The organism is Streptococcus sp. 477 (assembly GCF_013277295.1).
Taxonomy (GTDB): Bacteria; Bacillota; Bacilli; order Lactobacillales; family Streptococcaceae; genus Streptococcus; species Streptococcus pseudopneumoniae.
In genome coordinates this window covers 1-10,252 of sequence record NZ_VMMQ01000107.1, presented here as the reverse complement: position 1 = coordinate 10,252, position 10,252 = coordinate 1, and the positions used below count along the sequence as shown (strand labels likewise).

The 10,252-nt window shown below is 42.3% G+C and carries 14 protein-coding genes; 13 read left to right on the top strand and 1 reads right to left on the bottom strand.

The features are described from left to right. Window positions 1-115 precede the first annotated feature (115 nt). Window positions 116-844, top strand: a complete 729-nt coding sequence (yaaA, locus tag HT691_RS10950; protein ID WP_023933180.1) for a peroxide stress protein YaaA — start codon at window positions 116-118, stop codon at window positions 842-844. A 126-nt stretch (window positions 845-970) separates the two neighbouring features. Here yaaA and HT691_RS10945 read toward each other — a convergent pair whose 3' ends face one another. Next, window positions 971-1,519: an NADPH-dependent FMN reductase gene (locus HT691_RS10945; protein WP_000039623.1), complete on the bottom strand. Its 549-nt coding sequence runs from the start codon at window positions 1,517-1,519 to the stop codon at window positions 971-973. 371 nt (window positions 1,520-1,890) lie between these two features. Here HT691_RS10945 and HT691_RS10940 point away from each other — a divergent pair, with 371 nt between their 5' ends. The 12 genes from HT691_RS10940 (at window position 1,891) to HT691_RS10885 (ending at window position 10,139) form a co-directional block, all read left to right on the top strand. Continuing rightward, window positions 1,891-2,379 carry a DUF5590 domain-containing protein gene (locus tag HT691_RS10940; RefSeq protein WP_000747244.1) on the top strand — a complete coding sequence of 163 codons (489 nt, stop codon included), beginning with the start codon at window positions 1,891-1,893 and terminating at the stop codon, window positions 2,377-2,379. Then, window positions 2,376-3,563 (top strand): pyridoxal phosphate-dependent aminotransferase, encoded by a 1,188-nt coding sequence (locus HT691_RS10935; protein WP_000777796.1) that lies wholly within the window; start codon window positions 2,376-2,378, stop codon window positions 3,561-3,563. The genes HT691_RS10940 and HT691_RS10935 overlap by 4 nt, the downstream gene beginning before the upstream one ends. Next, window positions 3,556-3,921 carry a VOC family protein gene (locus tag HT691_RS10930; protein ID WP_000565214.1) on the top strand — a complete coding sequence of 122 codons (366 nt, stop codon included), beginning with the start codon at window positions 3,556-3,558 and terminating at the stop codon, window positions 3,919-3,921. The genes HT691_RS10935 and HT691_RS10930 overlap by 8 nt, the downstream gene beginning before the upstream one ends. Window positions 3,922-3,937: 16 nt before the next feature. Beyond that, window positions 3,938-5,284: an asparagine--tRNA ligase gene (asnS, locus tag HT691_RS10925; RefSeq protein WP_161802647.1), complete on the top strand. Its 1,347-nt coding sequence runs from the start codon at window positions 3,938-3,940 to the stop codon at window positions 5,282-5,284. Window positions 5,285-5,436: 152 nt separating this feature from the next. Next, window positions 5,437-5,727, top strand: coding sequence for a 30S ribosomal protein S6 (gene rpsF, locus HT691_RS10920; RefSeq protein WP_001151777.1), 291 nt, complete (start codon window positions 5,437-5,439; stop codon window positions 5,725-5,727). Window positions 5,728-5,738: 11 nt separating this feature from the next. After that, window positions 5,739-6,209, top strand: a complete 471-nt coding sequence (gene ssbA, locus HT691_RS10915; RefSeq protein ID WP_000609598.1) for a single-stranded DNA-binding protein SsbA — start codon at window positions 5,739-5,741, stop codon at window positions 6,207-6,209. Between the two features lie 31 nt (window positions 6,210-6,240). Next, window positions 6,241-6,480: a 30S ribosomal protein S18 gene (rpsR, locus tag HT691_RS10910; RefSeq protein ID WP_000068664.1), complete on the top strand. Its 240-nt coding sequence runs from the start codon at window positions 6,241-6,243 to the stop codon at window positions 6,478-6,480. 223 nt (window positions 6,481-6,703) lie between these two features. Continuing rightward, window positions 6,704-7,207: a GNAT family N-acetyltransferase gene (locus HT691_RS10905; protein WP_004244450.1), complete on the top strand. Its 504-nt coding sequence runs from the start codon at window positions 6,704-6,706 to the stop codon at window positions 7,205-7,207. An 81-nt stretch (window positions 7,208-7,288) separates the two neighbouring features. Beyond that, window positions 7,289-8,689, top strand: a complete 1,401-nt coding sequence (locus tag HT691_RS10900) for a bifunctional Cof-type HAD-IIB family hydrolase/peptidylprolyl isomerase (protein ID WP_054388390.1) — start codon at window positions 7,289-7,291, stop codon at window positions 8,687-8,689. Window position 8,690: 1 nt separating this feature from the next. Further along, window positions 8,691-9,050, top strand: coding sequence for a S1 RNA-binding domain-containing protein (locus tag HT691_RS10895; protein WP_000689593.1), 360 nt, complete (start codon window positions 8,691-8,693; stop codon window positions 9,048-9,050). A gap of 53 nt (window positions 9,051-9,103) precedes the next feature. After that, window positions 9,104-9,853: a tRNA1(Val) (adenine(37)-N6)-methyltransferase gene (locus HT691_RS10890; protein WP_023933164.1), complete on the top strand. Its 750-nt coding sequence runs from the start codon at window positions 9,104-9,106 to the stop codon at window positions 9,851-9,853. Next, on the top strand, window positions 9,843-10,139 hold the full coding sequence (locus HT691_RS10885; protein ID WP_023933163.1) for a GIY-YIG nuclease family protein: 297 nt from the start codon (window positions 9,843-9,845) through the stop codon (window positions 10,137-10,139). The genes HT691_RS10890 and HT691_RS10885 overlap by 11 nt, the downstream gene beginning before the upstream one ends. Window positions 10,140-10,252: the final 113 nt, after the last annotated feature.

The window sequence follows — 10,252 nt, the reverse complement described above, 5'->3', positions numbered from 1 at the left end:
CGCCTTGCCGTACTCAAGTACAGCCTGCGGCTAGCTTCCTAGTTTGCTCTTTGATTTTCATTGAGTATCAGATGAATTTCTTGGTTGTGGCTAAAAAATATGCTACACTATCAATATGAAAATTTTAATCCCTACAGCAAAAGAAATGAACACAGACTTGCCGAGTATCGAGGCAACACCTTTAATACCAGAAAGTCAGGCCGTGCTGGATGCCTTGGCCCTCTATTCTGCTAGTCAATTGGAGAGTTTTTATAAGGTATCAGCCGAGAAGGCTGCGGAAGAATGTCAAAATATCCAAGCTTTGAAAAGGCAAACTGCTCAACACTACCCAGCTCTTAAACTTTTTGATGGGCTTATGTACCGCCATATCAAGCGAGATAAGTTGACCGAGGCGGAACAAGCCTATCTTGAAAATCATGTCTTTATTACTTCGGCTTTGTACGGTGTCGTTCCAGCCTTGTCATCTATGGCCCCTCACCGTTTGGACTTTTTGATGAAGTTAAAAGTCGCTGGTAAGACTTTAAAGAGTCATTGGAAGGCAGCCTATGATGAAGCTGTGAAGCAGGAAGAAGTGATTTTCTCCCTCTTGTCGTCCGAGTTTGAGACGGTATTTTCTAAGGAAATCAGAGAAAAAATGGTGATCTTCAAATTTATGGAGGATAGAGGCGGTCAGCTGAAAATTCACTCAACCATTTCCAAGAAAGCGCGTGGTGCCTTCCTGACAGCCCTGATAGAAAATCAAGTACAGACGGTGGAGGAAGCTCGTCGCTTAAGCTTTGCAGGATTTACCTACCGAGAAGATCTGTCCCAGCCACAGGAATTGGTTTTTGTTAAGGAAGTATAGAAATCAGATATTTTGTATTTGGCAATATGTATCATCAGCTATTTTAGTTTATAAATGAGAAAAAAAGCGAACAAGCTAGTCTTCTGAGTGTCAGAAAAGTAGTCTTGTTCGCTTTTATTATGTTAGTTACTTGATCGCATTGACCAAGTCTTCCGCTTGTTTTTCAAGTGAGTTTAGGACTGTTTCTTCAAGAACCAATTTTCCGTCTGCCCAAGCAGAGTCATTGACACGTGCAGCAGTGAAATCACCAACGATTTGTGTACGGATAAATGGCAAGAGGTCTTTGTAAATAGCGAAAAGTTGATCGTGACCGGCATTGGCTACAGATGATACGGTGACAAACTTGTCTTGAAGGGCAGAAGCGCCACGTGTATCAGACAAGTCAAGGGCGCGAGATAGCCAGTCAAGCAAGTTTTTTACTGTTCCAGGGATAGAGAAGTTGTAGACTGGAGAGAAGATCCAGATAGCATCCGCAGCGAGAACCGCTTCACGAGCAGTAGCTACAGCTGGATGAGTTGGAACTTCCAAATCTTGGCTGAAGAGAGGAAGGGCTGAATAATCAAGGTAGCTAACTTCCGCTTTACCAGCAAGTGCTTTCTCAGCTTCGAGCGCCATTTGGTGGTTGAAAGAACCTTGGCGTAGTGATCCGACGATAAATAATACTTTTTTAGACATGATGTGTCTCCTTTTTCTTAAATTTACGAGAATTTTCTCGTTGTTATAAAATATATTACAACAAAGCAAAACAACTTGCAAGAAATTTGCTCAGAGTTTATTTGAAAATTGTAAAATTTCGGAAACTCTAGTCATTTGTGACTGAAAAAGTAAGAACTGTTTCACTTTCAAAATCGGTTTTGTTTGAAGGAAGAAATAGAATTGGTTGCTTATACTCAATGAAAATCAAAGAGCAAACTAGGAAGCTAGCCGCAGGTTGCTCAAAGCACAGCTTTGAGGTTGCAGATAAAGCTGACGTGGTTTGAAGAGATTTTAGAAGAGTATTCTTGCATTCACTTGTAATAAAGCCCAATAGATGGTAAAATAGACGAGTGAAAAAAAGACAAAACAAAGCAAAAAATAATCTACTGTGGCAGTATGGTCTAGGGATGACGATTTTGTTTGTGGTTATCAGTGCTTCCTTTCTGTATCTAGTGTTTCTGAGTATGAAACCTTATCAAACAGCTAAAAGTGAAGGAGAAAAATTAGCTCAGCAGTATGCAGGATTAGAGCAGGCTGATCAGGTTGACTTATACAATGGCTTGGAATCCTATTATAGCGTTCTTGGCCGTAATAAAAAACAAGAAGCACTTGCTGTCCTGATTGGAAAAGATGACCACAAGATTTACGTTTATCAGCTAAATCAAGGTGTTTCACAAGAAAAAGCAGAAGCTGTTTCGAAGGAAAAAGGAGCTGGCGAGATTGACAAGATTACCTTTGGCCGTTATCAAGACAAACCAATCTGGGAAGTCAAGTCAGGCTCTGATTTTTATCTAGTAGATTTTGAAACAGGAGTATTGGTCAATAAGGAGGGCCTATGAAACTATCCAACCGTGTTTTAGAAATGGAAGAAAGTGTGACCTTGGCTGCTGGAGCTCGTGCCAAAGCACTCAAGTCTGAGGGAAGAGATATCCTGTCTCTAACCTTGGGTGAGCCAGATTTCACTACTCCAAAAAATATCCAAGATGCCGCCATTGCATCGATTCGAGATGGGCGTGCTTCTTTTTATACAGTAACCTCAGGCCTGCCAGAGCTCAAGGCAGCGGTCAATACTTACTTTGAACGCTTTTACGGCTATTCTGTAGCGCCAAATCAAGTGACAGTCGCTGCTGGAGCCAAATATTCTCTCTATACCTTCTTTATGGCTGTGGTCAATCCAGGTGATGAAGTTATCATCCCAACCCCCTACTGGGTAAGCTATGGAGACCAGGTCAAGATGGCAGAAGGTGTGCCAGTCTTTGTTCCTGCTAAGGAAGATAATCACTTTAAGGTGACCGTAGAGCAGTTAGAAGCAGCTCGCACAGACAAGACCAAGGTTTTGGTGCTGAATTCGCCATCCAATCCGACAGGTATGATTTACACCCGTGAGGAACTCTTGGCAATCGGAAACTGGGCTGTAGAAAAGGATATTCTCATTCTAGCAGATGATATCTATGGGCGCTTGGTCTATAATGGTCATGAGTTCACACCGATTTCTAGCCTATCTGAGGCAATTCGCAAGCAAACAGTGGTCATCAATGGTGTGTCTAAAATCTATGCCATGACAGGTTGGCGGATTGGCTATGCCGTTGGAGAAGCAAACATTATTGCTGCCATGTCCAAGATTGCAGGTCAAACAACTTCGAATCCGTCAGCAGTAGCCCAGTATGCAGCAGTTGAGGCTCTATCAGGTGAGCAAGATACTGTAGAAAGCATGCGTCAGGCTTTTGAGGAACGTCTCAATACCATCTATCCCCTTCTTGCTGAGGTGCCAGGATTTGAAGTGCTCAAACCGCAAGGAGCTTTCTATCTCTTCCCAAATGTCAAAAAAGCTATGGAGATGAAAGGCTATACAGATGTGACAGATTTTACAACCGCTATCCTAGAAGAAGCCGAAGTGGCCTTGGTAACAGGAGCAGGATTCGGAGCACCAGAAAATGTCCGCCTCAGCTATGCGACAGACCTAGACACGCTTAAAGAAGCAGTTAAACGCTTGAAAGCATTTATGGGTAGTGAGAATGATTGATCATTTTGAGATTAAGGTAAAGGATTTACAAATTTCAGAAGGATTTTATAAGAGTTTTCTCGCTCCTTTGGGTTATAAATTGGCTTTTAAGACTAGTTCTCTAATCAGTTTTCTTGCCCCGAACAGCCCTCATCCTGGTGGTGATTTTTGGCTGGCTCAGGGGACACAAGATCCTATTCACTTTGCTTTTTTAGCAGAAAATAAGGAAGAAGTTCAGGCTTGTTATGAGGCTGGTTTAGAGGCAGGTGGGCGAGACAATGGGGCTCCTGATTATCGCAGTGAGCATCCGATTTACTACGCTGCTTTTGTGATTGACCCAGATGGGAACAATATAGAAGTGGTTTGCCATAAAGAATAAAAAAGAAAAAGGAAAAATAATGACAAAACGTGTAACGATTATTGATGTAAAAGACTATGTTGGTCAGGAAGTGACGATTGGCGCTTGGGTTGCCAACAAATCAGGAAAAGGGAAAATTGCCTTCTTGCAATTGCGTGATGGAACAGCCTTCTTCCAAGGTGTGGCTTTTAAACCAAACTTTGTCGAAAAATTTGGTGAAGAAGTAGGACTTGAGAAGTTTGATGTCATCAAACGCTTGAGCCAAGAAACGTCTGTTTATGTGACAGGTATTGTCAAAGAGGACGAACGTTCTAAATTTGGCTATGAGTTGGACATCACAGACATCGAAGTGATCGGTGAATCTCAAGACTACCCAATCACACCAAAAGAACACGGTACAGACTTTTTGATGGACAACCGTCACTTGTGGCTCCGTTCTCGTAAGCAGGTGGCCGTGATGCAAATCCGTAACGCTATTATCCATGCAACTTATGAGTTCTTTGACAAGAACGGTTTCATGAAATTTGACAGCCCAATTCTTTCAGGAAATGCGGCAGAAGATTCAACAGAACTCTTTGAAACGGACTACTTCGGAACGCCAGCCTACTTGAGCCAATCAGGTCAGCTTTACCTAGAAGCAGGTGCTATGGCTCTTGGTCGTGTCTTTGACTTTGGTCCAGTTTTCCGTGCTGAAAAATCAAAAACGCGCCGTCACTTGACCGAGTTCTGGATGATGGATGCAGAGTACTCATACTTGACACATGATGAGTCGCTTGACTTGCAAGAAGCTTATGTGAAAGCTCTTCTACAAGGTGTTCTTGACCGTGCGCCTCAAGCCTTGGAAACCTTGGAACGTGATACAGAGCTCTTGAAACGCTACATTGCAGAGCCATTCAAACGTATCACTTACGATCAAGCCATTGACCTCTTGCAAGAACATGAGAATGATGAAGACGCTGACTACGAACATCTTGAGCATGGTGATGACTTTGGTTCACCACATGAAACTTGGATTTCAAACCACTTTGGTGTGCCAACTTTTGTCACGAACTACCCAGCAGCCATCAAGGCCTTCTATATGAAACCAGTTCCTGGAAATCCAGAGCGCGTGCTTTGTGCAGACTTGCTTGCTCCAGAAGGCTATGGAGAAATTATCGGTGGGTCTATGCGTGAGGAAGACTACGATGCCCTTGTCGCTAAGATGGATGAACTTGGCATGGATCGTACAGAGTATGAATTCTACCTTGACCTTCGTAAATACGGTACAGTTCCACACGGTGGATTTGGTATCGGTATCGAGCGTATGGTAACCTTCGCAGCAGGAACAAAACATATCCGTGAAGCCATTCCATTCCCACGTATGTTGCACCGTATTAAACCGTAAGAATAGGAAAACGCCCATGTGGCGTTTTTTCGCATATCAGAGTTTTTACTTGCGTAAAAAAAATTTTTCTAGTATAATAGTTTATTGTGAGCGAACCTCACTTACCCCTTGCAAAGTCTTGGGGTCATTAGACCAAAAGGAGGAACATATCAATGGCTAAATACGAAATTCTTTATATCATTCGTCCAAACATTGAAGAAGAAGCTAAAAACGCTTTGGTAGCACGTTTTGACTCTATTTTGACTGACAACGGTGCAACTGTTGTTGAATCAAAATCTTGGGAAAAACGCCGTCTTGCATACGAAATCAAAGATTTCCGTGAAGGACTTTACCACATCGTTAACGTTGAAGCAAACGACGATGCAGCTCTTAAAGAGTTTGACCGTCTTTCAAAAATTAACGCTGACATTCTTCGTCACATGATCGTCAAAATTGACGCGTAAGAAGGTAAACTATGATTAACAATGTTGTACTTGTAGGGCGCATGACACGTGACGCTGAGTTGCGTTATACCCCATCAAATGTAGCAGTTGCGACTTTTACTCTTGCAGTAAACCGTACATTTAAGAGTCAAAATGGCGAACGTGAGGCTGATTTTATCAATGTCGTTATGTGGCGTCAACAGGCTGAGAACCTTGCTAATTGGGCTAAAAAAGGCTCACTTATCGGGGTGACAGGCCGTATCCAGACTCGTAGTTACGATAACCAGCAAGGACAACGTATCTACGTGACAGAGGTCGTGGCTGAGAATTTCCAAATGTTAGAAAGCCGTAGTGTGCGTGAAGGTCATACAGGTGGAGCTTACTCTGCACCAACTGCAAACTATTCAGCGCCTACAAATTCAGTACCAGACTTTTCACGTGATGAAAATCCATTTGGAGCAACAAACCCATTGGATATTTCAGATGATGATTTACCATTCTAATGGACAACTAAAATTATAAAGGAGAAAAAACATGGCTCAACAACGTCGTGGCGGATTCAAACGCCGTAAAAAAGTTGATTACATCGCAGCAAACAAAATTGAATATGTTGATTACAAAGATACTGAGCTTCTTAGCCGTTTCGTTTCAGAACGTGGGAAAATCCTTCCTCGTCGTGTAACAGGAACTTCAGCTAAAAACCAACGTAAAGTAACAACAGCTATCAAACGCGCTCGCGTAATGGCTTTGATGCCTTTCGTAAACGAAGATTAAAAAAGAGGTCCGGGTGGGCCTCTTTTTCAGACCCGGTTGGGTCTTTTTTTCACGAGCCTTGAAATGAGAGAGCGAGTTGAGGTCAGGGGGACCTCTTTTTCATGAGCTTGGAAACAAGAATGCGAATTAAGACCCCAACGGATCTTTTTTTCACGAGATAGTTTTTTTCTGACCTTGGCGTGCTATAATGGTAATAGAAAGAGTAAAGGTGGGTAAGTCAAAGATGAATTGTACGATTAGAAATATGATTAAGTCTGATATTGAATCCTTATCTCATGGCTTTATGAATCAAGGTTGGCCTGGTAGAGAGGAAATTTTGGCTAGATATTTTCTGGAACAGGAAAGTGGGGAGAGAGAAGTCTTAGTTGCAGAGATTGATGGTGCTGTAGCGGGCTACGTTACCATTTTGCCCTCTGCTAAACATGGTCCTTTTGCAGAAGTCTATCCAGAATTATCAGATTTTAATGTGTTTGAGCCTTTTAGAAATCAAGGGATTGGGAATCAATTGCTAGAAGAAGCAGAAAAACGAGTCAAGTTTGTTTCGAGTAAGGTCACTCTTGGTGTAGGTTTGCACTTAGGCTATGGCCCTGCCCAGAGATTGTATATCAGACGGGGCTACATTCCAGATGGGACAGGTGTCTGGTATCGAAATCAACCCTTGGAAATGAATGCAACTAGCCAAAATAATGATGATTTGGTTTTGTATCTAGTAAAAGAATTCGGATAAGAGACAAGGATTTTATTGGGGATGTGGGATTTCTCTACTTTATGGTATAATGGAAAGAGTTAGATTGAAAGAGGTAGTGAGATGGATGCCAAATTAAGATATAAGGCAAAGAAGATCAAGATTGTCTTTTTTGATATTGATGATACATTGCGGAATTCCAAGACAGGTTTTATTCCGGCTTCAATCCCAGCTGTTTTTAAGCAATTACGTGAGAAAGGAATTTTGACAGGTATTGCTTCTGGACGAGGGATTTTTGGTGTCGTGCCAGAAATTCGTGAACTCAAGCCTGACTTTTTTGTAACCTTAAATGGTGCCTATATTGAAGATAAAAAAGGTCAGGTCATTTATCAACATCAGATTGAGAAGTCTGATGTTGAGGAGTATATCTCTTGGGCTAAGCAAGAGGGAATTGAGTATGGTTTGGTTGGGAGTCATGCTGCCAAGTTGTCGACTCGCACCGATATGATTAGTGAGGCTATCAATCCAATTTATCCTGATTTAGATGTGGATCCAGATTTCCATGAGAAAGAAGACATCTATCAGATGTGGACTTTTGAAGATAAGGGAGATGACTTACACTTACCTGACAGTCTCTCAGATAAACTTCGCATGGTTCGTTGGCACCAACATTCGTCTGATATTGTTCCGATTTCAGGCTCCAAAGCGACGGGTGTGGAAAAGGTTGTGGAACACCTTGGCTTGAAACCAGACAACGTTATGGTTTTTGGAGATGGGCTGAATGACTTGGAACTCTTTGATTATGTTGGAATCAGCGTTGCAATGGGAATTTCTCATGATAACATCAAAGAAAAAGCAGATTATATAACAAAAACACTAGAAGAAGATGGCATTTTTGATGCCTTAGAAGGATTTGGTATGGTAGAAAAAGAATTGCATTTCCCACAAGTAGACATTGAAACAGTAGAAGGTCCTATCGCGACTATTAAGACCAATCACGGGGACTTGCGTATCAAGCTCTTCCCAGAGCATGCTCCTAAAACAGTGGCTAACTTTGTATCTCTTTCAAAAGATGGCTACTATGATGGTGTCATTTTCCACCGTATTATCAAGGACTTTATGATCCAAGGTGGAGACCCAACTGGAACTGGTATGGGTGGCGAGTCAATCTACGGCGAATCTTTTGAGGATGAATTCTCAGAAGAGCTTTACAATATCCGTGGTGCTCTTTCCATGGCAAATGCTGGTCCAAATACCAACGGCAGCCAGTTCTTTATCGTGCAAAATCAACACCTGCCTTATTCTAAAAAAGAAATTGCTCGTGGTGGTTGGCCAGAACCGATTGCGGAAATCTATGCCAATCAAGGTGGAACTCCTCACCTAGATCGCCGTCACACGGTTTTTGGTCAGCTAGCTGATGAAGCTTCTTACGCTGTCTTGGATGCCATTGCTGCTGTTGAGACGGGGGCGATGGACAAGCCAGTTGAAGATGTTGTGATTGAAACAATTGAAATCGAGGACTAAGATGAAAATCGGTGATAAGCTAAAGGGGCGTATTACAGGGATTCAGCCCTACGGTGCCTTTGTTGAGCTAGAGACGGGTGATACGGGGCTGATTCACATTTCAGAGATTCGGACAGGATTTATTGAAAATATTCATGAAGCCTTGAAAGTCGATGAAGAGGTTCAGGTTCAGGTAGTGGATTTAGATGAATTTACAGGGAAAGCAAGTCTTTCTATCCGCACTTTGGAGGAAGAAAAGCACCAGTTTCCGAGACGGAGACGCTTTTCAAGCGACCGTTTTAACTACGGCTTTGCGCCTCTTAAACGAATGATGCCAATTTGGACTAGAGAAGCCTTGCACTATTTAAAAAAGAAGAAGTAGTTTAGAATTTTATATTTTTTGTAATGTTAATATAAATCTGCTATAATAGGACCATGGAAGAAGAACAATTATTAAAATCAGGGGAGCGAATTAACCAGCTCTTCTCAACAGATATCAAAATTATTCAAAATAGAGAGGTTTTTAGCTATTCGGTGGATAGTGTTCTCTTGTCACGTTTTCCGCGTTTTCCTAAAAAGGGCTTGATAGTGGATTTTTGCGCTGGAAATGGAGCAGTAGGGCTATTTGCTAGCACTCGGACTCAGGCACAGATTTTGGCTGTTGAGATTCAGGAGCGTTTGGCGGATATGGCTGAACGCTCTGTCCGTTTGAATGGTTTGGAAGAGCAGATGGAGGTCATCTGTGATGATTTGAAAAATATGCCTGCTTACATCCAGGGAAGTAAGGTGGATATGATTTTGTGTAATCCGCCCTATTTCAAGGTGGATCCTCATTCCAACTTAAATGAGAGTGAACATTATCTCTTGGCGCGCCATGAAATCACGACCAATTTGCAGGAAATCTGTCGTAGTGCCCAGAGTATTCTCAAGTCTAATGGTCGTTTGGCCATGGTTCATCGTCCTGATCGACTTCTGGATATTTTGGATACGTTACAACGGCATAATCTAGCCCCTAAGCGCCTGCAGTTTGTTTATCCAAAGCGGGAAAAAGAAGCCAATATGCTTTTGATTGAGGCTATCAAGGATGGCTCGACAAGTGGCTTTAAGGTCTTGCCACCTCTCATTGTTCACAATGATGATGGCTCTTATACGCCGGAACTCGAAGAGATTTATTATGGATTATAAGGCTTATATGTATGTGCTGGAGTGCCGTGACGGATCCTACTATACAGGCTATACGACTGATGTGAAGAGACGCCTCGCTGTCCATAATAGTGGGAAGGGAGCCAAATACACACGAGCACGCTTGCCAGTCAAACTTATCTATGCTCAAGGTTTTGCCAGTAAGGAAGAAGCCATGTCGGCTGAAGCCCTTCTCAAGCGTAAGAAGAGGCCACAGAAGGAAAGATTTTTATCTGAAAATCAAGATAGAAATTTGCTCATACTCAATGAAAATCAAAGAGCAAACTAGGAAGCTAGCCGTAGGTTGCTCAAAGCACTGCTTTGAGGTTGTAGATAGAACTGACGAAGTCAGCTCAAAACACTGTTTTGAGGTTGTGGATGAAGCTGACGTGGTTTGAAGAG

Bases quoted from the DNA above. Each gene is read 5' to 3' on its own strand.
- HT691_RS10885 (WP_023933163.1), top strand. From the start codon at position 9,843: ATGGATTATAAGGCTTATATGTATGTGCTGGAGTGCCGTGACGGATCC.
- ssbA (WP_000609598.1), top strand. From the start codon at position 5,739: ATGATTAACAATGTTGTACTTGTAGGGCGCATGACACGTGACGCTGAG.
- rpsF (WP_001151777.1), top strand. From the start codon at position 5,437: ATGGCTAAATACGAAATTCTTTATATCATTCGTCCAAACATTGAAGAA.
- yaaA (WP_023933180.1), top strand. From the start codon at position 116: ATGAAAATTTTAATCCCTACAGCAAAAGAAATGAACACAGACTTGCCG.
- HT691_RS10890 (WP_023933164.1), top strand. From the start codon at position 9,104: ATGGAAGAAGAACAATTATTAAAATCAGGGGAGCGAATTAACCAGCTC.
- HT691_RS10895 (WP_000689593.1), top strand. From the start codon at position 8,691: ATGAAAATCGGTGATAAGCTAAAGGGGCGTATTACAGGGATTCAGCCC.
- HT691_RS10905 (WP_004244450.1), top strand. From the start codon at position 6,704: ATGAATTGTACGATTAGAAATATGATTAAGTCTGATATTGAATCCTTA.
- HT691_RS10900 (WP_054388390.1), top strand. From the start codon at position 7,289: ATGGATGCCAAATTAAGATATAAGGCAAAGAAGATCAAGATTGTCTTT.
- rpsR (WP_000068664.1), top strand. From the start codon at position 6,241: ATGGCTCAACAACGTCGTGGCGGATTCAAACGCCGTAAAAAAGTTGAT.
- HT691_RS10935 (WP_000777796.1), top strand. From the start codon at position 2,376: ATGAAACTATCCAACCGTGTTTTAGAAATGGAAGAAAGTGTGACCTTG.
- HT691_RS10930 (WP_000565214.1), top strand. From the start codon at position 3,556: ATGATTGATCATTTTGAGATTAAGGTAAAGGATTTACAAATTTCAGAA.
- HT691_RS10945 (WP_000039623.1), bottom strand. From the start codon at position 1,519: ATGTCTAAAAAAGTATTATTTATCGTCGGATCACTACGCCAAGGTTCT.